28 protein-coding genes are annotated in these 25,994 nt (G+C 44.0%); 2 read left to right on the top strand and 26 right to left on the bottom strand.

Annotated features, from left to right (window positions below; genetic code table 11):
• Nucleotides 1-154: 154 nt before the first annotated feature.
• The 11 genes from Q4A91_RS00140 to Q4A91_RS00090 form a co-directional block, all read right to left on the bottom strand.
• Complete coding sequence (locus Q4A91_RS00140) at nt 155-1,252, bottom strand: nucleotidyltransferase (RefSeq protein ID WP_303203933.1); 1,098 nt, start codon at nt 1,250-1,252, stop codon at nt 155-157.
• A gap of 14 nt (nt 1,253-1,266) precedes the next feature.
• Entirely contained in the window at nt 1,267-1,659 is a 393-nt protein-coding gene (locus tag Q4A91_RS00135) for a hypothetical protein (protein ID WP_000252453.1), read from the bottom strand.
• 9 nt (nt 1,660-1,668) lie between these two features.
• Nucleotides 1,669-2,409, bottom strand: a complete 741-nt coding sequence (locus Q4A91_RS00130; protein WP_303203932.1) for a class I SAM-dependent methyltransferase — start codon at nt 2,407-2,409, stop codon at nt 1,669-1,671.
• A 322-nt stretch (nt 2,410-2,731) separates the two neighbouring features.
• Complete coding sequence (rsfS, locus tag Q4A91_RS00125) at nt 2,732-3,085, bottom strand: ribosome silencing factor (protein ID WP_070800091.1); 354 nt, start codon at nt 3,083-3,085, stop codon at nt 2,732-2,734.
• Nucleotides 3,086-3,679, bottom strand: a complete 594-nt coding sequence (yqeK, locus tag Q4A91_RS00120) for a bis(5'-nucleosyl)-tetraphosphatase (symmetrical) YqeK (RefSeq protein WP_303203931.1) — start codon at nt 3,677-3,679, stop codon at nt 3,086-3,088.
• Nucleotides 3,679-4,308: a nicotinate-nucleotide adenylyltransferase gene (locus tag Q4A91_RS00115; protein WP_303203930.1), complete on the bottom strand. Its 630-nt coding sequence runs from the start codon at nt 4,306-4,308 to the stop codon at nt 3,679-3,681. Before Q4A91_RS00115 ends, yqeK begins: the two co-directional genes overlap by 1 nt.
• A gap of 50 nt (nt 4,309-4,358) precedes the next feature.
• Nucleotides 4,359-4,670 (bottom strand): ribosome assembly RNA-binding protein YhbY, encoded by a 312-nt coding sequence (gene yhbY / locus Q4A91_RS00110; RefSeq protein WP_303203929.1) that lies wholly within the window; start codon nt 4,668-4,670, stop codon nt 4,359-4,361.
• Nucleotides 4,671-4,883: 213 nt separating this feature from the next.
• Nucleotides 4,884-5,990 (bottom strand): ribosome biogenesis GTPase YqeH, encoded by a 1,107-nt coding sequence (gene yqeH / locus Q4A91_RS00105; RefSeq protein ID WP_303203928.1) that lies wholly within the window; start codon nt 5,988-5,990, stop codon nt 4,884-4,886.
• 2 nt (nt 5,991-5,992) lie between these two features.
• Nucleotides 5,993-6,520, bottom strand: coding sequence for a YqeG family HAD IIIA-type phosphatase (locus Q4A91_RS00100; protein WP_125424801.1), 528 nt, complete (start codon nt 6,518-6,520; stop codon nt 5,993-5,995).
• Between the two features lie 17 nt (nt 6,521-6,537).
• Complete coding sequence (locus Q4A91_RS00095) at nt 6,538-7,446, bottom strand: magnesium transporter CorA family protein (protein ID WP_303203927.1); 909 nt, start codon at nt 7,444-7,446, stop codon at nt 6,538-6,540.
• Nucleotides 7,447-7,503: 57 nt separating this feature from the next.
• Nucleotides 7,504-8,064 (bottom strand): mechanosensitive ion channel family protein, encoded by a 561-nt coding sequence (locus tag Q4A91_RS00090; protein WP_303203926.1) that lies wholly within the window; start codon nt 8,062-8,064, stop codon nt 7,504-7,506.
• Between the two features lie 150 nt (nt 8,065-8,214).
• Between Q4A91_RS00090 and sstT the strand changes: the two genes are divergently transcribed.
• Both sstT and Q4A91_RS00080 read left to right on the top strand, forming a co-directional pair.
• Complete coding sequence (gene sstT / locus Q4A91_RS00085; RefSeq protein WP_303203925.1) at nt 8,215-9,426, top strand: serine/threonine transporter SstT; 1,212 nt, start codon at nt 8,215-8,217, stop codon at nt 9,424-9,426.
• 49 nt (nt 9,427-9,475) lie between these two features.
• Nucleotides 9,476-10,429 carry an aromatic acid exporter family protein gene (locus Q4A91_RS00080; RefSeq protein WP_303203924.1) on the top strand — a complete coding sequence of 318 codons (954 nt, stop codon included), beginning with the start codon at nt 9,476-9,478 and terminating at the stop codon, nt 10,427-10,429.
• A 101-nt stretch (nt 10,430-10,530) separates the two neighbouring features.
• Here the strand turns inward: Q4A91_RS00080 and Q4A91_RS00075 are convergent, their stop codons facing one another.
• The 15 genes from Q4A91_RS00075 to Q4A91_RS00005 all read right to left on the bottom strand — a co-directional run.
• A complete protein-coding gene (locus Q4A91_RS00075; protein ID WP_303203923.1) occupies nt 10,531-10,860 on the bottom strand; it encodes a T6SS immunity protein Tdi1 domain-containing protein in 330 nt (109 codons plus the stop codon).
• Between the two features lie 3 nt (nt 10,861-10,863).
• The gene (locus tag Q4A91_RS00070) at nt 10,864-11,340 is read right to left on the bottom strand and encodes a hypothetical protein (RefSeq protein WP_303203922.1); all 477 of its coding nucleotides are present in this window, start codon (nt 11,338-11,340) and stop codon (nt 10,864-10,866) included.
• 182 nt (nt 11,341-11,522) lie between these two features.
• Nucleotides 11,523-12,008: an immunity protein YezG family protein gene (locus tag Q4A91_RS00065; protein ID WP_303203921.1), complete on the bottom strand. Its 486-nt coding sequence runs from the start codon at nt 12,006-12,008 to the stop codon at nt 11,523-11,525.
• Nucleotides 12,009-12,075: 67 nt separating this feature from the next.
• The gene (locus tag Q4A91_RS00060; protein ID WP_303203920.1) at nt 12,076-12,297 is read right to left on the bottom strand and encodes an accessory secretory protein Asp5; all 222 of its coding nucleotides are present in this window, start codon (nt 12,295-12,297) and stop codon (nt 12,076-12,078) included.
• Nucleotides 12,298-12,302: 5 nt separating this feature from the next.
• A complete protein-coding gene (asp4, locus tag Q4A91_RS00055) occupies nt 12,303-12,482 on the bottom strand; it encodes an accessory secretory system protein Asp4 (protein WP_303203919.1) in 180 nt (59 codons plus the stop codon).
• Nucleotides 12,475-13,821, bottom strand: coding sequence for an accessory Sec system glycosylation chaperone GtfB (gene gtfB, locus Q4A91_RS00050; RefSeq protein WP_303203918.1), 1,347 nt, complete (start codon nt 13,819-13,821; stop codon nt 12,475-12,477). Before gtfB ends, asp4 begins: the two co-directional genes overlap by 8 nt.
• Nucleotides 13,805-15,325: an accessory Sec system glycosyltransferase GtfA gene (gene gtfA / locus Q4A91_RS00045; protein ID WP_303203917.1), complete on the bottom strand. Its 1,521-nt coding sequence runs from the start codon at nt 15,323-15,325 to the stop codon at nt 13,805-13,807. The genes gtfB and gtfA overlap by 17 nt, the downstream gene beginning before the upstream one ends.
• A gap of 12 nt (nt 15,326-15,337) precedes the next feature.
• Entirely contained in the window at nt 15,338-17,710 is a 2,373-nt protein-coding gene (secA2, locus tag Q4A91_RS00040; RefSeq protein WP_303204007.1) for an accessory Sec system translocase SecA2, read from the bottom strand.
• Nucleotides 17,703-18,143: an accessory Sec system protein Asp3 gene (gene asp3, locus Q4A91_RS00035; RefSeq protein WP_303203916.1), complete on the bottom strand. Its 441-nt coding sequence runs from the start codon at nt 18,141-18,143 to the stop codon at nt 17,703-17,705. The genes secA2 and asp3 overlap by 8 nt, the downstream gene beginning before the upstream one ends.
• Nucleotides 18,140-19,669, bottom strand: a complete 1,530-nt coding sequence (gene asp2 / locus Q4A91_RS00030) for an accessory Sec system protein Asp2 (RefSeq protein ID WP_303203915.1) — start codon at nt 19,667-19,669, stop codon at nt 18,140-18,142. The genes asp3 and asp2 overlap by 4 nt, the downstream gene beginning before the upstream one ends.
• On the bottom strand, nt 19,653-21,233 hold the full coding sequence (gene asp1 / locus Q4A91_RS00025; protein WP_303203914.1) for an accessory Sec system protein Asp1: 1,581 nt from the start codon (nt 21,231-21,233) through the stop codon (nt 19,653-19,655). The genes asp2 and asp1 overlap by 17 nt, the downstream gene beginning before the upstream one ends.
• 9 nt (nt 21,234-21,242) lie before the next feature.
• Entirely contained in the window at nt 21,243-22,460 is a 1,218-nt protein-coding gene (gene secY2 / locus Q4A91_RS00020) for an accessory Sec system protein translocase subunit SecY2 (RefSeq protein WP_303203913.1), read from the bottom strand.
• 85 nt (nt 22,461-22,545) lie between these two features.
• Entirely contained in the window at nt 22,546-23,775 is a 1,230-nt protein-coding gene (locus tag Q4A91_RS00015; protein ID WP_303203912.1) for a glycosyltransferase, read from the bottom strand.
• A 15-nt stretch (nt 23,776-23,790) separates the two neighbouring features.
• On the bottom strand, nt 23,791-25,017 hold the full coding sequence (locus Q4A91_RS00010) for a glycosyltransferase (protein WP_303203911.1): 1,227 nt from the start codon (nt 25,015-25,017) through the stop codon (nt 23,791-23,793).
• A gap of 220 nt (nt 25,018-25,237) precedes the next feature.
• A partial coding sequence (locus tag Q4A91_RS00005) for an LPXTG cell wall anchor domain-containing protein (protein ID WP_303203910.1) occupies nt 25,238-25,994 on the bottom strand: 757 nt, incomplete at its 5' end.

Genomic DNA, 25,994 nt, shown 5'->3' with positions numbered 1-25,994 from the left:
TTCTATCATAAAAAACCGATTTTCACAAACCCAAATTGAAGAGTTTTGTGTGAATTTTAGAAGAAAGTTCTTAAATCACCAAACAAACTTTCTAACTCTTAAAAATGAGATTTTCATTAAAACATACAATAAAAAAGCCTACCTTTCAGTAGACTTAGTTTGATTCGATTTTGATAGGCACTCTGCCAAAATTCTGCTCTGCAATACTTGGCTGTCCCAGTTGGTAAATCTGGTCTGCCTTTTGGGTCATGGTATCCCAAGGTTCTTTGCCAATTCGACTGACTAGATGGACCTGCTCTTTCAGTGACTTGAGATGTTGTCTGCCTTTTTCGGTAAAGCCAAGGACATGGATGGCTTCTGGCAAGTAACTTTCTCTGGCCTGCACCAAAATATAAGTCAATAAGCGTCTGACACGCGCCTTGGTGTAGCGTTTGGTGGCAACTGCCTCGACCAATTCGTCAACAGACTGAGCCTTCTTGATAGCCTCCTTGATGCGCACAGCCATTTCTTGATTGACCTGATAGATGGTGGTTAGGTCTGGATTTGACAAGATTTGATAGCGGAGCAAGGGAAAATAGTCATCCCAACTCACCCTACACGCCAACTCAAAGAGGTCAAGAGAAGGCATAAAGCGTTCTAAGAAATCTTGGTCTGATTGGTGCTGACGGATGGCTGTTGCCGAGGCAAAGTCCACATCCTTGTCCACAGAATGATAACCTGCCCCCTGACGCTGAATCGGATGCAGTTTGATGTTGCGTCCTGCAACCGCCTTTGCATAGGCCAGAGCAAGGACATGATTAGGCGTATTGCCTGAAAAATCTAGACCTGCAAATTCTTTCCACATGGCTTGGGTTTTCTGGGGATAGGAAAGGGAATCAGGCAGATTTTCCACAAAATTCTCCATCTCAGTGCCTTGCTCTGTGTATAAGTCAGATATTTTTTGGTAATCCAGAACTTCCTCCGTCCCAAAAGCGAGGTTATCAATGCCCAACCTAGCTAAGATATCCACAGCTCCTTGACCGAAGAAATCTGCCGCCTGAACACTAACTAAAAAGGGCAATTCCACTACCAGATCCGCTCCATTTTCCAGCGCCATCTGAGCCCGTGTCCACTTGTCCACTATAGCAGGTTCTCCACGCTGCATGAAACTCCCAGACATGGAAACGATTTTCAGTCCCTTCGCCTGCTCAAGCAAATATTTGTGCCCATTATGGAAAGGATTGAACTCCGCGATAATACCTGTGATGGTCATGATGTTCTCCCTTTCTAATGACGAAATCTACGATACCGCTCAGGCAATCTTCCTCTCCAGTTAAGCCATTGTTTTTCTCCTACTGGAAGGATTTCTGCCAGTTGTTCATTACTATAATTTTTTTGTAACTCAGGATAAGCTATCAACATAGTTGGTCTATGGCATCCAGCAACTGTCATTGGCCATGTTCCATACATCAGCATATGTCGGATATCATCCTCCGATTTTATTTCATTTACTAACATATCAAAAAGTTTCTTAGACATATCGTAAACGACTAACTCTGAAAATACGGTTCCTTCTTCCTGAACATAGAAGTATTGCCCATCTTTCTCCCAAAGCGTTCCATTTTGACGAATACGATTAAACTGCGAAACTTCTTCCCAAGAATATTTTGATCGAACCATATCCATCTCCTACTTCTGCGCGACAAAAAACCAACGGGTACTTGTCTCTGTTGGCTCCTTGTCCTCAAAGTCCGCATAGAGTTTGAAAGACTTGAAGCCAGCCTGTTCCAGCAAAATATCATAGGTCAAAACCTCATAAGTCCGCTCCTCATGCACTTCATCGTGGCGACTAAAGGAACCGTCAGCCTCCTTGACAAAGAAAGTCAACTCATGCACGATGGAGTGAGGAGCTTCGTCCTCATAGGTGTCCCAAAGCATGGCAAAATCTTCCGCATTTTCATGGTAGGAATAGCCTGGAAAAACCTCATCCGTCTGGTAGGTCGAATGCACGTCAAAGATGAATACTCCGTCTTCGTTGAGGACATTATACACTTCCTTAAAAACGTCTCCTACCTCGACCTCATCCTGCATGTAGCAGATAGAGTCCGAATAACACGTGACAAAGTCGTATTGACCTGCCTTAGATAAATCCAGCATATTGCCTTCAATAAAATCAATCTTTTGCTTGGCTGAAGTAGCTCTTTTCTCCGCAATCTTCAGCATATCCGCGCTCAAGTCAAGTCCTGACACATCAAAACCAGCTTGAGAAAAGCGGACAGACTGGATACCTGTTCCACAAGCCAATTCCAAGAGTTTCTTTCTCTCCTTGGTCTTTGGCAAATGACGGAGGGAAAAATCCGTCCATTTATCGTATAAACTATCGTCCATCACAGCATCGTAAACAGCCGCAAAGGTTTCATAAGTCGCCATAAATCATGATACCAAGTCCGCCTGTAATTCGATAGAAAATTAGGAACCTGACGATGGAGCCGAGCTCCAAGGAAGGCTGTCTATTTTCCGAGAATTACAGGACGGGTTCAAATCCTTTCTAAGATACAAAGAGCGTTAAAAGCAAGGAGAAAATAGGAAACTTTCTGCTGTATCTTCAGATACAAAGGAAGTTACTCTTTTTCTCGCAGCTTTTAGCTCGTGTTCAGTTTCGAGATGAACAAAACACGACGCCCTCACCTTTCTATCCATTTTTTCTAAAATAAGCAAATAAAACCCAGTTGCCTGCAACTGAGTTCATCTACTAGGCCAAGGCTTCTGAAATATCTACAGAAGCCGCCTCATGCCATAGTTTTTCTAGGTTATAGTGGGCACGCATTTCTTCTGAGAAGATATGCACAACAACACCGCCGAGGTCTAGTAAAACCCAGCCTCCAGCTGCATCACCTTCAACATGACTGCCTTTAAAGCCTGCTTCCGCTACTTTTTCACGGATATTATCTGCGATAGCGTCCAACTGACGGCTATTCATCGAGCTAGTGATAACAAAGTAGTCCGTCACGCTGGTCAAATCTTGTACATCAAGTGCGAGGATATCCTCCGCACGTTTCTCATCAGCCGCTTTCACGACTAGTTCTAGTAATTCTTTTTCGTTCATTTAGTCCTCTTTCAAATAGTGCACAAAGGCGTTATAGGTTTCAAGGGTTTGGGGATAGATGGAGAATCCCTGATGAGCTAAATGCTCCACAGTTCGTGCCGTTTCGTAGGCCACTGCCTTATTAAGTGACAAACTTGCAATTTCACGCGCCACATCCACTCCTGGAAAGGCACGATTGTGCTCGATGTAGTCTGCTACATAGATGACCTTGTCTAGATTGGTCATCTGACCAGCTCCGACTGTATGGATTTCAATAGCTCGCAGGATTTCTGGATCATGCAAATCCAAATCTTCCTGAATCTTGTAGATGCCAACCATGCCATGCCAGACATTATTGCCCCAATTTTTGAGGTCAGAATTTAGCTGATAACGGTCAATCAAGTCTAGAAATTCCTGATCTGACAACTTTTTAGCATAGTCGTGGAGAAGGCCTGCTAGACCAGCTTTATCGGCATCGACTCCAAATCGTTTCGCAAGTTCTATGGCTGCACGCTCCACCCCCAAACAATGGGTTAAACGTTTTTCAGGTAGAAGCTCTGCCATTCTTTCCAACAAAACCTCACGAGAACAGTTGATATAGTCTTGGTATGCCATCAGTAAAGCCCCTCCTTCTCGATGTAGTCTAGCACTGGCTGAGGTAGGAGAAAGTTGGGTTTCCGACCTTGAGCAAGGAAGTCACGCACCATGCTAGACGAGATGTCCATGAGCGGTACATCCACCCAGATAACTGGATAGGAAGTCCCTGCCTTGTAGCGCGGACGCTGAACCCCTACAAACTGAACCATGTCGACCAACTCATCAATTCGGTACCACTTAGGCAGATAGTCCACCATATCAGCCCCGATAATGAAGTAATAATCCGTATCTGGATGTTGCTCTGTCAAAATCTTCATGGTGTCGTAGGTGTAGGAAATGCCCTTGCGCTCTAACTCAATTGTTTCAATAGCTAGGCCTTCAATCCCCTCAATCGCCAACTCAAGCATCTTGAGCCGATGGTGCTCGGGGATGGTTTCCTTTTTATCTACATGAGGTGGTTGGTATTCGGGCATGAGCAGGATCTGGTCCAGTCCCAACTGTTGTCGTACTTGGTCCGCAACGATCAGATGGGCATTGTGAACGGGATTAAAATTCCCTCCTAGAATCCCGACTTGTTTGCGTTTTTTCTCCTTGATTTCTGGCTCCAACTCTACCTTGGTAAAGGGAGTCAATAATTCGATTGCCATAGGCTCGTCTTCCTTTAATTCTCTGTAAAAACGGTTGTTTGGAGTAGGTTTTAGATTTCTTTGACTTTCTTGGAAATCTTGCGATTTTCTTTCTTGCTGGATTGTTTAAACAAAATCAAGATGCGTCCGATTTTTTGGACAGTATCCACACCGATTTCTTCTTCCAAGATTTCAGCTACTTCGTGGATGTTTTCCTCTGTGTTTTGCAAGAGAGTAACCTTGATCAATTCACGGGCGTCAAGAGCTTGACGGACGCTGGTTTTGATTTGGTCGTTGAGACCATTTTTCCCGATTTGGATGATGGGTTTGAGGGTGTGTGCCTGGCTGTTGAGGAAGGCACGTTGTTTCGATGTTAATGACATAATTTCTTTAAAAGAGTTTCTTTTTATACTTTTCTGAAGTGGTGACGGACGTCAGCAAAGTCCTTCGGACTTTCATGACTAAAATTTGAGCCTAAGGTCTCAAATTTTCCGCAGTTGGTACAATCACTTGTACCAACTGACACCACGGCGAAAAGTATTCGTTATAGGCTCGCGGGGCTCGCCCAAATTCAGATAACCCTTTCCTTTCTGTGTTTAAATGATTGCTTTGCGTGTGACGACGGCGACGCCTTCTGGTACCCAGACGGCGACTTTGGCGGTGCCTGTTACGCGGATCCAGCCTAGGCCTGAGATGACCAGGTCTGTCTTGTCCTTAATGGCAAATACATGCTGGACTAGTTTTGGGAAATCTTCTTTTTCCTTGCTATTTGGTGGTGTCAGAAGGGTTCCAAGGTGCTTGTCGTAGAAAGCACTAGCGCCTTCTAGCTTGGTACGGTGGAGTTTGAGTTCATTGTCAAAGAAGGCTGTGAATCCTTGCTTTTCTCCTGATATGAAGTCAAAGCGTCCAAGACCACCTAAAAACAGAGTTTGCTCAGGGTTAAGCTGATAGGTTTTGGGCTTGATTTCCTTTTTAGGGCTGACATACTTGAGGTTTTTAGCCGTCAAGTAGTGGGCCATCTGGTGGCGGTGGATAATCCCTGGTGTATCGTAGATATAAGATCCGTCGTCAAGCGGAATCTCAATCTTGTCCAAGGTTGTCCCCGGAAAACGCGAAGTCGTGATGACATTTTGGTCACCTGTGATTTCTTGGATAATGGCGTTGATAAGGGTTGACTTTCCAACGTTGGTTACCCCAACTACGTAAACATCGCGGCCCTTACGGTAGTGTTCAATCTTGTCAATGACCTCCTTAATAGCATGCTTATTCTGAGCCGAAGCCAGGACGACATCCACAGGGCGAAGACCTTCTTCGTGGGCACGTTCCATGAGCCACTGGCTAATCTTGCCCGGTTTAACTGACTTGGGCAGGATATCTTTCTTATTTCCAACCAAGAGGACATCATTGCCCGATACAAAGCGTGGCAAGCCTGGGATAACTGATCCATTGAAGTCAAAGATATCAATGACATTGACTACCAAAGCATCACTGTCTCCCACCTCGTGCAAGAGCTTGAGGAAATCATCGTCCGTCAACTGGACATCTGTGATTTCATTGTAATGGCGGAGACGGAAACAACGTTGGCAATAAACTTCACCAGTCTCCAAGCCTTTTTCAAGTGCCGACTGGGGAGTAAATCCAAGACCAGCCTTGTCTGTCGTCTGAATGGTTGCTCCACAACCAATACAGAGAATTTCTTCCATAGTTAGATTCCTTTTTTATATGTAATCGGTCCATACTTTTCAGTAATTTGCTTCATGACACGGCGCTCGCGAGCTCGGTTAATCTGCGTCTTGATGGAGTCGTGTTGGACCAAGGGTTTGACTAAGATCGAACGAATACCTGCACGGTGAGCTGCTCGTATATCCGTCATAAGTTGATCGCCGACCATGACCACTTCATTTTTCTCATAGTGGAATTCCTTCATGGCACGGTTAATCCCAAATGTGAAAGGCTTCAAGGCCCAATAAACGTAATCAATCCCAAATTTCTCAACTGCACGTTGAACTCGTTTTTTGGTGTTATTTGAGACCACGATGATGCGGATACCTGCATCTCGGAGGTCATGTAGCCATTGCTTCATCTCTGGCGTTCCATCAGGGTTGTTCCAAGCAATGAGAGTATTATCCAGATCGACCAAAACAGCCTTGATTCCCTGCGCTTGCAGGCTTGGGACTGTCAGATCATAAACTGCTTCCACAGCAAAATCTGGCATATAATTTTCAATCGCCATTCTGGCTCCTTTTCTTTTTAATTTCTAGCAATATTCTTTAAATATTGGGCTAAGACTACCCATAAAATGAGACTAGCTATCAAAATATAAATCCAAGCATTTGGTTCATCTGCAAACGGTAAGGGAACATTCATTCCGAAGAATCCTGTAATAACTGCAAGGATAGCTAGCAAGACTGAGATGATTGTCAAAATTGTCAAATTATCATTTAGATTATTATTTAGGATGTTGTTGTAAGAGGCTGAGAGTTGTTGCAAAACTTGAGAAATCAAGTCTGTCATCGAAACCAACTGATGCGCTTCAATCATGGCATCGTCAAACTGCTCTCTTTCTACCTCATTAAAATTACGATAAAGAGCATGCCCTTGGATGTGTTCCAAGAGGAGACGATTTTGTTTGGCAGCTGCTGTCAGGTAAACCATACCAGTTTCCAAGTCAGAGAGGGCAAAAAGATTTTTTTTAGTTGTTTTTTGACGAAGAAGTGCACTGATTTCATCCTTACCTTTATCCATCTCTTCAATCACTGGATAATAAGCATTGCTTATAATCTCTAAACTGGCAAAAAGAAATTTGTAGATTGAAACAACTTCATGGCTTTCAAGGTAGGATGCCATTCGTTTAATCACATAACTATTCTTGTGATTGCTAATTGTGATCAGCCGTTGTTTTTCAACGATAAAGGTCATCGGAATCGCTTCATAATATTCTTTGTCTTTTTCTAAGTCAAGAACATTATAAATGAAGGTTACCGTTCCCGTTTCACGGTGATAGTCCATGTGAGCACGCTCATTTCTATCCAGAGCATACTCGATGGTTTCCTTGTCCAATCCATAGACATCCGAAAGGTCTTCCATGTTTTTAATCTTGTCCACATCAAGGTCTATCCAGGTACAATCGTGACCTAATTTTTTCTCTACAAATAGCATACTCTCTCCTTTACCAAACTCCTTCTATTGTACCACAAATCTGCTAAAATAGCCGGCCTATTCAGTACGAGATAGATTGCTGACGACGGTGATATTGCGATTGGGAACAAAGTGAAGGGCTCGATCATCACCTCGCAGTTGCGTTGTACGGATCCCTACGCTAACGACCTTTCCAGAAACGGTAATCGGTCCATTTGTCAGAACTACTTCATCACCCACATCAAGCTGGCGTTCAAAAAGAATGAAGAAGCCATTAATGACATCGGATAGAAAGCCTTGCGCCCCCATACCAATGGCCACCCCGGCAATCCCCGCACCGGCAAGGAGGCTAGAAACTGGCAAACCTAAAATAGACAGGATGCAATAGAGTAAGAAGAAATAAAGAATGTAGTTAAAGACATTCTCTAGCAAACGAGAAATGGTTTTTTGTCTTCCCGCATCCCGATTTGAAAATTTAAGCGAGGGCTTGACAATCTTTCGTACAGTTGCATGAAGCATCTTTTTAGCTATATAAAAGAGCAGAAACAAAATCAAAAGAGAAATCACCTTGGTCAAGAGATTCTCTAAAATAGTTGTTAAGTCAAGTCTATCAAAATAGCGTTGAAAAAAATCTTGCATATAAAACTCCTTTTTCCTATTATACCATAAAATCGTCCTTCTCTTTTCTTTCATAATTATTCAATTATCGCTCCTGCTTTCAAAATATCACTTGCCTCTATAGCATATTTATACTATAATTATAAACAATACATTTTGAAGGAGACTGCTATGAAACGAATCATTAGAGCCTGGACCAAGGCAAGCCTCATCAAACGAATCCTTATTGGAATGATTTTTGGAGCGACATTAGGGATGCTCTTTCCAAACCTTACAGGAATTGGTCTGCTTGGAGACCTCTTTGTAGGCGGACTGAAAGCCATCGCTCCTATTTTAGTTTTTGCCCTTGTTGCCAATGCCCTTTCCCAACACCAAAAGGGACAAAACACCAATATGAAGACTGTTATTTTCCTATACTTGCTCGGAACCTTTGCTGCTGCATTGGTGGCCGTTCTAGCTAGTTTCTTACTGCCTGTGCAAATCACCTTGACTAGTGCAAATACAGAAGTTTCTGCTCCTGACGGTATCGGTCAAGTCCTCAGCAACCTCTTGCTCAAACTGGTGGACAATCCCTTAAATGCCATTGTTGAAGCCAACTATATCGGGATTCTCTCTTGGGCAGTCATCTTTGGCTTGGCTATGAGAGAGGCAAGTAAACACAGTAAAGAATTACTGAGAACCATGGCGGATGTCACCTCTAAAATCGTGGAATGGATTATCAATCTAGCTCCCTTTGGGATTTTAGGTTTGGTGTTTAAGACCATCTCTGACAAGGGCATTGCCAGTTTGGCTAACTACGGTGTCCTCCTAGGACTTTTGATTGCTACTATGGCCTTTGTTGCTCTCATCATCAACCCGCTCATCGCCTTTCTCTTTATGAGGAAAAATCCCTATCCCCTTGTTTTAAAATGCTTACGTGTCAGTGGTATTACAGCCTTTTTCACTCGTAGCTCTGCCGCAAATATCCCTGTCAATATGAAACTCTGCCAAGACTTGGGACTGAATCCTGACACCTACTCTGTCTCCATCCCGCTTGGTTCGACCATCAACATGGCTGGCGCTGCTGTTACCATAAATGTCCTGACCCTAGCTGCCGTCAACACACTCGGAATCTCGGTAGACTTTGGGACAGCATTTGTGCTCAGTGTCGTAGGTGCCATTTCTGCCTGCGGGGCATCTGGAATTGCTGGGGGATCTCTTCTCCTCATTCCTGTCGCTTGTAGCCTCTTTGGGATTTCCAACGACTTGGCTATGCAGGTTGTCGGAGTCGGTTTTGTGATTGGGGTTGTGCAAGACTCCTGCGAAACAGCCCTGAACTCTTCAACAGATGTCCTCTTTACAGCGGTTGCCGAGTATGCTACAAACCGAAAACTTCGTCCCTAGTCTCTGACTCCTCGTTAAACACTTGATTCTATTAGTTTAGGAAATTTTCATGTCCCTCACTCAACGTACGACCAAACTGATCTTAGCGACCTGTCTCGCTTGTTTTCTCGCTTATTTTTTAGATTTATCATCAGCAGTTTCAGCTGGAATTATCGCTCTCTTAAGCCTCTCCGACACACGCAGAAGCGCGCTGAAATTAGCACGTAACCGCCTCTTTTCCATGCTCCTAGCGCTCGTTATCGGTGTTCTAGCCTTTCAGCTGACGGGCTTTCACATCTGGAGCCTAGGCCTCTATCTGGCTCTCTATGTCCCTCTTGCTTACAAAATGGGTTGGGAAATCGGCATCACCCCTAGCAGTGTCTTGGTCAGTCATCTCTTGGTACAGGAGTCTACTTCCCCAGAGCTCTTGCTCAATGAAGTCCTCCTCTTTCTCATCGGGACAAGCTTTGCTCTGTTGGTCAACCTTTATATGCCCTCTCGTGAGAAAGCCATCCAAAGCTACCACCTTCAGGTCGAAGAAAAGTTAAAAGACATCCTGCTTCGCTTTAAATACTATCTGTCAAGAGGAGACGGACGCAATCAAGCCCAACTCGTTGACCAATTAGACAAGCTCCTCGATGAGGCCCTCAAACTGGTCTACCTGGATCACTCGGACCACATCTTTCACCAGACGGACTACCACATCCACTACTTTGAGATGAGACAGCGACAAAGTCGCATCCTGCGAAATATGGCCCAGCAGATCAATACCTGTCATCTGGCCGCAAGTGAGAGTTTGATCTTGGCCCAGCTCTTTTCTAAGATTGCTGTCCAACTAAGCCAGACCAATCCTGCTCATGACTTACTTGATGACATCGAACGCTATCTGCAAGTCTTCCGCAATCGGAGTCTCCCTAAAACACGTGAGGAGTTTGAAACCCGTGCCACCCTCCTGCAACTACTACGCGAAGCCGAAATCTTTATCCAGGTTAAGGTCGATTTTTACCAGAAATATGGAAACTAAAACGCAAAGAACCTCAGAAAATTCCTCTGAGGTTCTTTTGTTTTGCATTTGGAAGAGAATTTTATTCCCTCACACTGTTCTCAAAAAAGAAATAGCAACTCCTAGTCGTCCATCACACCACCTGTCAGCTGGTACATGAGGTAAATGTGCTCCAAAACTTTTACCCTATCCATATGATCTACATCTTTAAAGCCTCCTAATGCTAGAAGTGGAACGAAACCAAAACACTCATCGTAGGCTAGCTGATCCTGTTTGGCAACAGCTTGTCTATATAAATCAAGTTCAAACTTCTTTGTAATATATTCGTTATCTAAAAAGGTTCCCAGACCATCTTCCTGCCAAATTTGTAGCAACTCAGCTGGAACTTGATTCTGGTATTTTTCAATCACTTCTTGTGGCATATCTGCCACTTTAACAAAATCTTTTAACATCTATTAATCCTCTGTCGCAATCTTCATAAAAGCCTGTTTAAAGTCTTCGTACATCTCAAAAGCAATTTTCATGACATTTTCAAAGTCATCATAATTAGCAATTACTGGATCCATGATTCTATAGTCCGGAGAGATGAGTCTCCTAGAAAACTCCATCAGTGGAGTCCCTAGTATAACTTTGTTTTGAGAGTCCCTAACACTCCATATCAATTCAACTAATCCTTTAAAGATACCAATATGGAATCCAAAAGTATAACCATTTTCTTTAATAGGTTCAATATAAAAGAATTTTTCACGCCCATCAAATTTAGCTCTATATCCTAAATCTTCGAAAACATCAAATATCAACTCGCCTGTAATAATATTTAAGCGTTTTTCTTTAGGCGTTCTATCTAAGCTAAATTTATCTGAAAGCTCCTTATAGCGCTCCACAAAATTTATAGCTTGCAAAGCCTGTTCAACTCTGCAGTCTAATTTCATCTGTCTACTCCTTTGTAAATCTTATTTCAACTCTGTATTCTTTGGCAATTTCCTTATATTTTTCAATAACATCTTTGGGCATATCTGCCACTTTGACAAAGTTTTCTAACATTTTTTCCACCATTTCGCGATAACTGCAATGCTCAAAAAATCACATTCTTCAAAATGTAATCAAACTTACTCTACTTTTGATTATGCTCTCTTTGGAAAGCTTCCATAGCCTTGAACTGTTCTAGTTCTTTTTCGTTTCTTGGTTCAAATCCTAAAAATTGATATCTGAAAAAGTTCATTCGAGCAGTTGGTCCAAAATTACTTTTCAACCATGGAGCATAGTCATAGTCGACTGAAAGCTTGTTATTTTCATCTAAATGGATGATACAAATATACCAATCCGCTAAATCATTCTCAATAAATTCTTTTTTTAGTTCTTCAGATTTCTCAAATAAAACTGTATTCTCGTTTAGAACTTCCATCATTGATAGACCAAAATCTTCTGACATTTCCAGATGGTAATGATAGTGATTTTTATACTTAAAATAGAAATAGGCTTCCCCGCTATAGGTCTTGTCCATCTCGATTACAATATACAAATCATCCCACTCAACTGGAATCATATCATTGGCTTGATGCACGATTTCAATAATTTTCTCATTAATCTGTTGTTCCATATTCCCCTCCGATTTAGATGTATTTTCCCCGTCTCTAGTATCCTTTATCTGTGAATGGTACCGCTTCTTACTGATAGGTTACCATCATAAAAACGAGAAGCAAGACAAACAAGGCTAGGCTAATCAAGAGGGTTACCATTTTTACCAAGCGGTTGTTCCGCCAGTAGCCTGGTTTTCCGATATTGCTGGTCGCATCCATGGAAAAGAGTTGGCTTTGGCGAGGCTGGATGAGAACCAGGACAATCAAGGCGACGGCTAGGATTATTCCTATAATCATCAAAACTTCCATCAATTTCACCTCAAGATTCCTAATAATGTAAAGATCAGGGCAAGAAGGATGAGCAAGCCGAGTAAAATGGAGAAGGTTTTACTGATCTTTTCTCCTCGGGTAGGCTTTTCTTTCTTAAGCGCTCCTTGCTTTAACTCTTCCATGCGTCCTTCGACATCCTTGTAAAATAAATCTTTTTTAGTCATGTCCTTCCCCTATTATCCTTTCCATCCCCTCTTGGTAAGTAGCCAAGTCCACATAGTTGGCATGGCGGCCTTGATGTCCAAGGGCTTGGCCCATCTTATCAAGACTGCTGAGAGCTTCTTGAATCTTCGCAATCATGTCTCCAACAGCCTGCACATCAAAGAGGTGTTCTGGAGCTGTGTAAGATCTGTTATGAGCTGTTTGGTCAAAGGCTAGGATGAGCATATTGTGCTCGAAGGCTTGACGGACAGCATCCAAAAGCTCGTTTCCGTAATTGATGTCTAGATAGAGATCCGACAGCTGGTAGAGTTCTCGAATCTTTTGCGGACTAGCGTTTTGATAGAGAACGACATTGGGATAGGAAAGCAAGGTCAGCAACTTGGACGACATTTCAGTCACTGCCGCGATTCGGAAGGTCACCATTGGCAAGGACTCAATCAGGGTTCCGATATGTTCGATCTGATCTGAGTTGGTAACGATCAAGGCATCTGGTCGAACGAAATTTTCTCTTTTGAACTGATAATGATAACCTAAATGGACAAACTTGTCATGATAGGCAGGATTGGTCAAGGTCAAGGCCTGTTCATAGGTAGCCTTATCTGGTATGAGGATCTGCTTGGCTCTCAGCCCCTCTTGCTCCAAGAGCAACTGCATATTCCCAGGAAGACAATCACCTAGCGGTTCTTGCCAGACTAAGATATCCTGTCCAGTCTTGTCTGGATAATGGTATGAGACCAAGAAAGAAGTAGCTAGAGTGTTAAAGAGAAGATGGCTAGTGTTGATTCCCAAGTCTTGCAAAAAGAAAATCGTGAATTCTACTCGATTTTTAAAATGGCGCAGACCTTGTCTGGGCAAGGTTAGGAGGATATCGCCTGTCACATGGTTTTCTAGGACAATTTCCTGCCCCTTTGCATCCTGATACTTGGTCAGGATAGCCTGCCCATCTGCACTATAGGTGGTCTTGGCAAAGCAGACTCCGTATCGGTTATAGTGGTCTGCTTGGTAGATGCGACCAGATAGGTCCTTCCAGTCGACTTGCTTGACCAGACGGGCCTGGGGAGCATCCACATAGTGAATCACGCCCCTCTCCCGAGAATCCTCTAGGATATGCGCCGACTGGTTATTGCCCGCAATCTCCCAAAATTCAGGTACGGCTACTTGGTTGAAATAAAGAGCTTTTCCCGACTCGTAACCTAGATAGTAGGTAAAGGGAGAAAGAATCCCATCTGGGAGAAAACCGTCTGGCTCGATCACAACTGTGACATGGGACAGATCAGCAGCTTCCAGACTTTCATGTAAATCTCGACTTTCCTGACCATATCGATCAAATAGTTGAATCATGCAGGACCTCCTCTATCGTTTTCTTCCACTTGTCCCTTACCTTATCTGTTAAAAATTCTCTCGCTAGGTCATAAGATGCTGTTTGCATAGCTGGCAAATGATTTTCCTGATAGAGCTGGCAGATCTTTTCTGCGAAGGCCCTTTTAATTTCCATTTCAACATGGTCGTCTGAACTTGGGATCAAGTAGCCATTTTGACCGTCCTGTATAAAGGTCTGGTTTCCATAAGGCACATCAAAACCAATCAGGGGCAAGCCTGAACCAACTGCCTCCATCAAGGTCAGACCAAAGCCTTCGCTGGTTGAGGCTGTCAGATAGACCTCATACTGGGGATAGATCTGAGCCAGGTCTGCATGCCCTTTGAGCTGGATATAGTTCTCCGCTTGGTGAGCCGTGATGATTTCCCTTAAAAGGGACTCCTCACCCCCACTGCCATAAATGTTAAAGGTAAGCTCAGGAAGGACTTGATGCGCCTGGATAACCGCCTTGACGAGCCAGTCGATGTGTTTTTCCTTGGCCAAACGCGAAGCGGTAATGAGAGAAAAGGGCTTGCGTTCCCTAGCAGGCTCCGTCAGCTGATCAATGCTCCCAACCGGAATCGTGACGATTCGTGGACGATGCTGACTGTACTGGGCAAATTGACCTTCGAGAACTTCCTTCTGCCGATCCGTAGACACTATAAAACAATCGACCTTGTCCGCATTTGTAAACTGATACTCATAGTAGTTGTTCCAGAGGAGATAGTCTTCGTTACTAGCATTTTCACTATAGTGCTCTGCGTGAACGACAACTGCTAGATGGGCCTTTTGTGCTTCTTCAAAAACAGCCTGACCAATCCCTGTTTCCCTATCCAAGATGACCAAATCAGACTTGCTCAAGTTCAAACTTTGCATAAAATAGCGCATAAGGGCTGGCTTTCCGTACAGAATTCGGTCCTTAAATCGATAGACCTCTTCCTGGCCTTCAGTCAGCAAGATATCGTAAGCAGTGCTGCCGTCTTCATTGAAAAAGCTTCGTTGATAGAGCCTAGCCACCTGGTCTTTGGGAGCGAAATATTCTGTACAGTAGCGCGTGTAGGAGAAATAATCCTTGCGAATCAAGTTCCCCCCAAACACATACTCTGCATGCTGTACCAGATTCTTAGCCGAGTCTACCAAGTAACAGGTCACAAACTTATCCTCATCTGAAAAGTAGACGCGCAAGACTGTGCCATCCTGCTCTCTATGACTCTCAAGGCCACCAAAAGAAGCCAAGACCTCGTCAACCGTAACACTGGTCGGTGCTAGCTTGATATCTGTAAAATGATTGTAAAGCCAGATTACCTGGTCATCCGCAAAACCGATATTGGCCGTTAAATGCTGGATATTATCTGCTAAAATCAAGTCGGTAAAGATAAACTTAGATGCTAGGTCTAAACTTCTAAAAATCCCTGCTCGGTAAGCCTGGGCATATTCGACACCACTGCTCGCCCAACCGATTCCTAGATTTATGTTGTAAATTGTCATATGATCCTCTTTTTATGGAAAATGGGTGAGAATCTCACCTTTGGGCGTTACTTCCACAATCCCCATGAGAAGATTGCGTACCATATCTGTACGGATTTGTTGCTTCATGGTTTCAAAGCCTGCATAGGCCTCCTGATAGTACTCCACGATAGGGTTTTTTTGAGAAGCAGACTGGCTCCCAATTGCTAGACTGAGCTGTTGAAGATAGTCGACTTGCTCAACCCAGTTGTCATCAATAGCCTTGAGCATGGATATTCTCAGAAAAGAATCATAGAGCTGGTGAGGTTGGAGGACTTCCTTTTTAGCTGCGATTTCCTTGGCTATTATTTCCTCTAGTAACTCCCGAATCTGATCTGCATCAGCTAAATCCAGATCAGCCGGTAATTCTCTCATCCCAAAGCTAATATTGGTCACGATGAAGTGAAAGAGCTCTTGGGGACTGCTATAGGTTTTTTCTGAGATTTGTTTGGTATAGTCTGCCAGTATATCCTCAAGGATATGCTCTAAATCACGGCTCCCATCTAGCAAGCAATCTCTTTCTTGGTAGACCATCTGACGCTGAATATTGACGCTTTCCGCATACTCTAAGGTTTGTCTGCGTGCAGAGCGACTGGCACTATCACTAGCCTCTTGGGCTTTTCTGACGAGATTGCGGTACTTGCGAGCCTTGAGTAGGATAGGTTTGCTGATATCTTCCACTTGGTAGTCTTGATACAGGTCGTGAACCCAAGACGGTCCGAACTTTTTGATCACATCATCTTCAAGCGACACGAAAAATTGAGACATGCCTGGATCACCCTGGCGGCCAGAACGACCTCTGATTTGCAGGTCAATCCGTCGGCTCTCCATCCGCTCGGTACCAATCACAATCAAACCGCCCAATTCTGCGACTCCTGGACCGAGTTTGATATCTGTCCCGCGACCTGCCATAGAAGTCGCAACGGTGACTGCCCCCAGCTGTCCAGACTCTGCGATGATTTGGGCTTCACGCGCTGCATGATTGGCATTGAGGACATTGTGAGAAATCCCCTCTCGCAAGAGCAAGGACGAATAAAGCTGGGACATTTCAACAGATCCGACAAAGATCAAGAGTGGATTGCCTTTGGTGTGGTAAGTCTTGATAGCTTCGAGAGAAGCATACACTTTCTCAGGGAGAGTCACATAGAGATTGTCCGGATGGTCCATTCGTCTAAGTGGGCGATTGGTCGGAATGCGAATGACAGACATGTTATAGGTTTCGAAAAATTCTTTTTCTGCTACCTTTCCCGTTCCTGTCATACCTGAGATTTTACGAAACATCTTAAAGAGACTCTGGTAGGTGATTGAGGCCATGGCTCTGGTTTCAGGAGAAAGCTTCACATGTTCCTTGGCTTCGATGGCTTGATGAAGACCACCTTGAAGCTTGGTCATTTCCATCAAACGCCCTGTTCCCTTGTCTAACAAGACCATTTCTTGCCCTCGAACCAGGTAGTCCTTGTCCTTGGTAAAGAGCGTATGAGCTCTGAGCGCATAGACTAGATGTCGAACATAACTGGCGTACTCTTCCTTGTAGAGATGGTCGATTCCTAGGAAGCCTTCGACCGTCTGGGCCCCCTTTCGTGTCAACCAAACCTGCTCTTTTTCTTCCTTGTAGATGTAGTCTTCTCCCTCAACCAAGGTCGTCACTAGGGTATCAATCATCCCATAATAGTTAGACTGGACACGGGGAGAGCCTGCGATAATCAAGGGAGTTTGGGTACTATCGAGTAGAATGTCATCGATCTCATCGATGATAACATAGTTAAAATGAGGCAGAAACTTTCCTTCACGAGTGGAGGCAAGATTGTCATTGAGATAGTCAAAGCCCAGGACACTATTGGTCGTGTAGACGATGTCTGAGGTGTAGATCTTCCTTTTCTCTTCCGCAGTCAAGTCCTCTTTTGGATCATCTGAAAAAGGCAGACCAACAGTTAGACCTAAAAATTGGTAGACTGGACCCATTTCACTTGCGTCCCGTCTAGCCAGATAGTCATTAGTCGTGACTAACATACTGCCTTTTCCCGTTAGGGCATTGAGGTAGAGGGGCATGGTGGCAGTCAAGGTCTTGCCTTCACCCGTATTCATCTCAACCACATTTCCTTGATGGATCACGATGGCTCCCATGACTTGCACATCATAGGGAAAGAGACCCAAGACACGTTTATCCGCCTCACGGACAAGGGCATAGGCTTCTACCAATAGCTCATCCAAGGTTTCTCCCTGGGTAAGGCGCTGACGAAACTCCTCTGTCTTTGCAGCCATTTCCTCATCACGGAGAGCTGCCATCTCTTCTTTGAGGGCATTGATTTGGCTTAAAAGCTTCTTGACCTTTCTCAGTTGTCTTTCTTGATACAAACGATTAAACACCATCATCCTCCTCAATAGAAAACGAAACAAAGTCAAGAGCCTCAAAACCTGCGCTAATCAAGGAAAGGCGATAGGTGTAGACCGTTTCAGGATAGGTGAAGCTAAAGGAAAATTGTCTTTCAATCTTCTCCTCGATGATTTCCTCATAACGGTTTAAAAAAGTCAGTTTGAGATAGAGACCATTGGCTGGTTGAACCTGCATCTTCATAGATAGACGGTAGGTATGATTTTTCTTAAGAAGAGGGAGGCTAGGCTGGCTTCTAGTGGCCTGGTAGTTGACACTGGAAAACCAGGTTTTAAGGGTTTCACCTGAAGCCAGCAAAGGATTTTTCAGGGTAACATGACCATCTGCATGATAGGTGATCTGGCTACCATAAAGATAAGTGGCTCCCATCTCGCCCCACCTAATATCCTCTCTCTTGATGATAATCATGTCTCACCTCTTCCGTATTCTTCTAGTATCATCTTGTAAAAATGAATAAACCAGGCAACGTTTGTTCCTGTGTCATCATTGTGTCGACCTGCTGTCCCTTTCGACAAGATCTTGGCTCCTGTCTGACAGAGTGTCTCCACTAGTTGGTCATAGGCTCCACTATCCATATCCTCGTCCTTCATGTAAGAAAGACCAAAGGTCGTCTGGGAAAAATCAGCTTGTTTAAATCGGGTCCAAAAACGTTGATCCAAGTCCTTCATGTCTTTCTGGCTCACTCCTCCTGTCTGAAGGTGCAAGACATCAAAGCTAGTCGGAAAGACTCCTGGTGCCTCTAGTCGACCCCGCTGTGCGATGGTTCCTAGATTGGTCAAGGGTTTTCCGACTACAATCCCCTTGGGTTCAAAGTAGGCTCCGTAGTAGAGGGCTGGGAAGGTTCCCATTGACAGCCCAGATAGGATCAAGTCACTTCTATCCAAGCCTAGATAGTCTAGATAGTGTTGGATGGTTGCTTGAATTTTATCTTCTAATTCCTCAGTTCCTAGGTAAAAGGCTCCTCCTTCTAATCGAGGGTCCGAAAAGAGGAGAAAGGGGCATCTGAGATTCTTCATCATCCAGTAACCCTCAAAACCTTCCGCCGGACGGTAACCTGAGAAATAGACTGCTAGAGGAGGCTTGAAATCCCCCGGGTGAAAGAAATAGTTGATTTCCTCACGTTTTTTGTCATGCAGGATATTACCTCCGAGAACAAACTTTCCAAACTGTTTCCGGCTCCAGCGTTGGTGGAGATTGCCGATGTTGACCTTTCCCCGGCCACGCGCTTCAAGAGAAATGCTCAGATAAGCGTCATAGTCTTGCTCCACAATAATTGCTGAGGCAAAGTCTGCTTCCTCAAGGAGAATATCCTGTTTTATCTCTGAGATGGATCCTGCTGGGATCTTTCGCAAACGCAAGCGCAATTCCACTGGTCCACTCTTTTCATATTCGAGCCAGAGTTCGATTGGTGCATGGGCTTGGACAGACTGATTATAGGCCCAATAGGCTAGCTGGGTATAGGTTTTCCCAAAATCACCTTCTAATTCCAGATGCTCAAATCCTTGATAGGAGACAGAGCCTTGGAAACTCGGGTGAATCCGTATCGTAGCTGGGCTCAGCTTGTCTCCATAACCACCTTCAAAGAGGGAGGTGGAAAGGTCTCGAACAAAGCCCTGTCGGTCTGACATGTCCATCTCTTGCATGCAGTGCTGGTTGATGAGGTTTTGAATATTTTTATCCTGACTTACAAACTGTTCGGGATAGAAAACCGTATAGGGTTCCAAGCTAGATGCAAAAGGCAGCAAATCTACTAGATAGGCCCCATCCGTGAGAATGACAGCATGAAAGTGATCTAGGTCATTCTCATCCATGATTTTCTGGATAGCAGACGGTGTGTTGGGAGGAACATGGTACCAGTCTAATTGCGCTGGTAGGGCAAGTGTATCTCGCCAATCATCTGGACCGATTTGCAAGATCTTATACTTCTTTTCCATGAGTCACCTCCTCCAACCACTTTTCTAGCTTGATTAGGAATTGCTCTCCAGTGTGTTCCTTTATCTTTTCAATCGAATGGATCAAAGCATCATTCCACACCTGCAGGCTATCGAGATAGTAATGGGCCGCTTGAGCAAAATCAGCAGTGTTTTCCAACAGATATCCATTCTTCTGATGGCTGACATACTCTGTTTTGACCCTATTGATTTGAGGGATACCAGCACTAATCCCCGCTATCTGAGTATAGAGAAGAGGCTGACTGTTCAAGTCGACAATCAAACGAACAAATTCCAGTTGCTTGATTAACTCCGATTCATCCTTCATATTGACAAACGAATAGCGCTTGCTCTGATGGCGATTGTCCTCAAGCGGATTCTCAGCTCCTTGGTAATCAACTTCCTTCTCTAGCTCCTGGTTTTGAAACTGCTCTGCGACCATCTCTGCAACACGTGTTTCCAGCTGCTTCATTTCTTCTTGACTAGCAGCAAAGGTTCCAAAGACCAGCTCCGTATCCTTGTTTTCAGAAAGGAAATGCAAGACCTGATAGAGCGCTTGGTCTTCTATCCCCTGCTCAAAGTCCAGTTGATAGTAGAGGAGAGACTCTTTTCGAGTCTGGCTCTTTCCCAGCTCCAAGCGGGTATCAAAAGGCGATAAATGACGAAACTTCATTGCTTGTTCTGGAAAGACAGACTGAGCCAAGCGCAAGGTGTCCTCTCTGTCGACCAGAACAAGGTCCACCTTAGGCAACAAATCCACCAACTGAGGTAATTGCTCTTGAGGATTTCGTCCGATAAAAAGACTGAGAACCTTGGTGGTTTGGTGAGGCAATCGTTCTAAAAGGAAGGCATTGTGTTGATCACATGCAGGCAGAAAATAGGTCGCTCCTTCCTCAGGGAGTTGAGCTATTTTCTTCTCAAAAAACTCCGCAATCAAATCTCCCATATCTCGGTAAGACTCTTTTTGGAAGCGAAAAGCAAAGATAGGATTGACCACGATACGGCCATCATCTTGCAAATGCTCTCTAAACTGCCACAATCCCTTGGGATTGAGGTAGTCTTGGTAGAGAGCCTGGCCCTCTTCGTAGTAAATCACACTGGAAACCAGCCCCCGATCATCCATTAGGTAATTGGCAGACAAAAGCCCATCTTCCTTGAAATACTGAATCATACTGATAAAACCTTCTATCCCATGCTCTACCTGGGCATAGGGCTTGCCATCCTTCAGCACCAAAATGGTAAAGGGACTGTAAACAAAGTCGCAATCCTCATCCCACTCAATATCTCTGAGCTGCAAGACCTGCGGTCGAATATCATGAAAATCCTGCAATTCATCAAATAAGGAATAAACCTGTGCTTCTAAAATACCTTGACGATGGAGAAAATAGCGTAGATGAGGCTGATAGGACATGAGGAGGACCTGTGCAGGAATCCCTTGGCGTGGCATCAATCGAATCTGATTAAAGGTGTCATCAAATTCTAGCTTAAAATGAGAAAAATACCAAGGTGTCAAATCGGCATGCCAGGGACGTTCCTTGCCATACCAGGCTGGGATAAAGTAATACATCAAAACCTCCTAGAATAGTGGCCGATACCTTTCATTTAGACGGAGCGCTTGCAGTTCATCGTGAATTGTAAACAACATACCACTCAAAATTAAAAAGAGTCCAGGAATCATGCTGACTTTTAACAGACTCTCATCCTTCAAGACAAACAAGATCGGAAGTCCAGCCAAAGTAACGTTAAAGACTGCACCTATCAGAGCAAATCGTAGAACCAAACGGTTGATAAAGCGACTGGTATCCTCACCCGGATAGACCCCATAGATGTAATCTCCTGATTGCTTCATCCGATCTGCGATTTGTTGACCACTCACATTGACAAAGGCAAAGGCAATGCTAAAGACAAAGAGGATAAGAATATAAGCGTAAATCCACAAGGGTTTCCCCATCGCATACTGCTCCAGTATGGCAGGATAGAGTGGATTGCTCTTATCCAGATGTTGAAGCAAGATCAAGAGATAAGAAGGCAAGCTCATGAGACTCATCACATACATATAAGGCATGCCACCCGCAGGATTGAGCATGATTTCCAGATAGGAATAGCGTTTAAAGCGAGAATGAAGTCCGATTTTATTGATAGGGATGCGGTATCGCGCTCTGTAAAAGAGAACGACGAGATAGGTAAAGAGGACGCCAAGTATCAGCAACAGGAAAAGCAACCAAGGAGAGATCTTATGAACTTGGACCGATTGTATGATGTCCTGAGGGAGTGAAGCCACCATACTTGCCAATAAAATGACGATTGGGCCTCCAACTCCGATAGACGCATTGATGTCCGACAGCCAAACTAAGAAGAAGGTCCCCGCAACCAAAAGGCTGGTATTGAGGAGAAAGACCAAGAAGGGATTGTAGGGAGCTTGGACAGGTAGGTTTGTAGTCAAGGCCAAGGCCTGAATCAAGGCAATCCCTAACGTCAAGTACATTTTCCGTCTATCCTGAACTTCCGAAGAAACTGAGTTTAAGCCCAGTTTCTTTGAAAAGGAAAACATCTGCCACAAGATCATAGCTGACATCCAAGGTGAAAGCCCGATGGAAAAGAGAGAGAGGCTACGAAGATTTCCACCAGTCAGAGCTACTGAAAAGTCCAAATAGGCTGCGCTTCCTCCGAGAAAATCCCGACTATTGAGGTTGACAAAAGGAAGAGCCAGACGACTCCCGAGCACATAAATAAAGAGCAAAAACAGGGTGCGCATCCCTTTTTTTACCGCTATCGATGAACGAAATTCTTTCACTGACTCCTCCTTTTCTTTTTATCTTTCCGTCCTGTCACATGGGGCCAATCCAGCCTTTTTATCTTAGTATCTTCAAATCTCTATCTCAGTTTTCGTGAGCTTTCTCGTCCAGATAAGCCTTCAAAGTAGCCACCATTTCTTCTGGTCTTTCTGCTGAGAAAATACCTGCATAGGCACTTTCAGGTAGTTCCTGGGACTGGGTATTCTCAAAACTCAAGATCGGTTTCTCAAAGCGTGAAACATAGTCATAAACGACACTCAACTTGTCATCGTGGTTAATATCAAGGTAGACATCTGTCTGCTGGATCAATTTCTCGACCAAGAGAGGGAAGGTGTTGGGATAGAGGGTCACATTTTCAAAACGTGACAAGAGCATGAGTTCAGGTGCCATCGTCGTATAGGCTGCAATGTAGAAATGCACCTCTGGTAGGGCTTGAACCAGATAGTCTATTTTCTCAAGATGCCAAGAATTGGTCAAATTAACACAAGTCATAGCTGGCTGATAGACTGTGACTGGATAGTCAATTCCATCCTGACGCCATTTTTCAGTAATGGCAGACCACTCCATCAGATGATAGTGCCACCAAACCTCACGTAAACGCCCAACCGAATGAGTGTTCCAAGGTTTGTCTTGAGAAAGGAAATGCAAAATGGCTGGCAGGGGCTCTATGGGAATCTGGAAGATAAATTCATGTCCATGTGAGGCAGCCCCACTGTCAAAACCAATCTGGAAATTATAGTTCTGATCCAGAGGAGCATAGCTGTCATGAAAGAGCATATTGAGGATGGACTGGTCTCCCTCACTCACATGTTGGTGTTCCCGCTCCGTCAACTCAACTAGCTCTTGTCTCACAGCTTCTGCCCGCCATTTTTTGTTATTGATCAAGAGCACACCTGCATTAAAGCCAACCCCAACTCCAAAACAAGATGGTGCGGCAGCTAGGTAGTTTTCTCCTAAGTCCATTTCAAAGAGAGGCGTCAGGTCAGCTGTCACAACCAAATCACTGTCCAAGTAAAGCACCTTGTCCTCTTCAACAAAATCAGGGATAAAGTAACGGGCAAAGGTCATATGATTGATATGGGGCAATTTGTTGCTCCAGTTCATCTGAAACTGAGCACCAAGCATCTTGACATCCACCAACTCACCACCCATTTGCTCGACTATCGGTCTGAGAGCACGAAACCATTCCTGGGGTATATCCTGATTAAAGATATAGACCTTAACATGGCTATTATGGTAGCAGAGAGACTTAAGTGCTGTTTCAATCTGACGAATATAGGCATAATCTCCTGCAAGAACAATTGTTTTTTTCATTTAGTTTCCTTCAGATTACAACGACTGCTTCTGTGATTCCAAAAGCGTGCGGATAGACTCGATCATTTGATCTACGGTCGCCGGTGAGTAGACATGACTGTAATCACTCGAGTCATGACTAGTGGTCTCAAAAGCAAATATAGGGATTTCTCTTTGCTGCACCCCTTGGATAATGTTTGCAATTTCATCCTCATGATTGATATCCAAGTAAAAGTCAATCTTTTCTAGAACCTTTTTGACATTCATGGGATTAAAGTAAGGATAGAGGCGTACATTCAGATGCGATTGTAAGTTCATGATTTCCGGCGCAAAATTGGTATGAGCTAGGATAGAGAACTCTACATCGGGCAATTCTTGGATCAGGTGTTCGATTCTCTCTATGTGACACGTATTGGTAAAAATAGCGGTCGCATACTGAGGAGCTTGAACTAAAGATGCCAATCCTTTATGGAAATCACATTTTTTCATGACGATATCAGACCACTCTAGTCCGTAGTAAAACCACCAGTCCTCCCTCAAACGATTGAGGTTGATTTGGTACCAAGGCTTGTCCCCTGTATAATGGATAATCTGGGCTGTCTTCTCAGTAGCAAGAGAATCCCTATACCAAGAATCCATCTGATAATTTCGAGACACTGTATCCATACCAACCATAAAATTATAGGTAGCTGGCAGCGATTTCCAACGACTTTCAAAGAGGTGATTTAACACGCCCTGATCGCCAAAAACTTGATCATGCAGTTGGTCTGTCAAGCTCAACAAGTGCTCCGTCACCTTTTCTTGACGCCAGAGAGCTACATTGATAAGCATGACTCCGGAATTAAAAGTGCTAGGAACTAGAGCATCTGCGACAGCAGCTACTGGCCAGTCCGCCATATCTTCTAAAAAGAGTTGATCTAAGTTTGATCTAACGATGATATCCGAATCCAGGTACAAGGCTAGGTCTTCGCTGACATACTGAGGAATAAAATAGCGAAAGTAAGCCGCGTAACTTAGATGAGACAAAGGAAGATGATACTCTTTTAAGCCATGATGACTAATCTTGACATTGATGATTTTTGAGGCTAGAGGCTCTAGGCGTCTCTCCATGAGCTGAAACCATTCTGATGGCAAGTCATCATTGAAAACATAAAAAGTCACTGCTCGGTTATGGGCGCAGATTGACTTGATTGTTGTTTCAATCTTGTCCATATAAGTATTATCACCACCGAGTACAATGGCTTTTTGAAGCTCTTTTTTCATTTCGTCCCCTTTTCTTTTCACATTCGTTTGGCTACTTTTCTACTACTATAGTTCTGATTTTTTCGATGATTATCTCACCTTCCTATTATACCTTTTCCCCTAGTTTATTTCAAATTCAAAAGAGGATTTTCCCCTTCTCACATATAGAAAAAAACCTTTGAAAAATCATGTTTTCAAAGGTTTTCCATTTTACTATTTATTCATTGATTTTTATATCTTATCAATGACTTTCTTGATCGTCATTCTGACTCTTCTTGGCAAGAAGACCGATACCTGTCACAGCTGTCAATGCTCCCAACAAAGCAGATGCTACCGAAGTCGACGCTCCTGTATTTGGCAAGACTTGTTTCGGCTTGCTTGAAGCGGATTGACCTTGGACTGCAATGTTTGCCATTGAGAGAGAGGTGCTTGTTGAAGTAGATACCAGAGCACTTGCTGACGCAGATCTACTAATAGAATCTGAAGTCGAGAGACTAGCGCTAATCGACGCAGACTCGCTCACTGACATACTTGCTGAAATCGAAGCACTTTCTAGAGTCGATTCACTGGCTAACATGCTAGCTGAGAGTGATGCGCTCGTTGAAGTAGATTCGCTCACTGATGTACTTGCTGATACCGAGGCACTTTCCAACGCTAACTCGTCTGCTAGCATACTTGCAGAAGTTGAAGTACTTGTTGAAGCAGATTGACTCGAACTTACTGAGGCGGACTGGCTTAAGCTTGCCGACGCAGATTGACTCGAACTTACTGATGCAGATTGGCTTGAGCTCACAGAGGCGGATTGGCTAGAGCTTACCGATGCCGATTCGCTTGAACTTACTGAGGCAGATTGACTCGAGCTTGCAGATGCTGACTGACTTGAGCTTGCTGAAGTAGATTCACTTGCACTTACTGAGGCGGATTGACTAGAGCTTACCGATGCAGATTCGCTTGAACTTACTGAGGCAGATTGACTCGAGCTTGCAGATGCTGACTGA

Source organism: Streptococcus sp. (assembly GCF_030528045.1).
GTDB lineage: Bacteria > Bacillota > Bacilli > Lactobacillales > Streptococcaceae > Streptococcus.
This window is presented reverse-complemented; position numbering and strand designations above follow the sequence as displayed.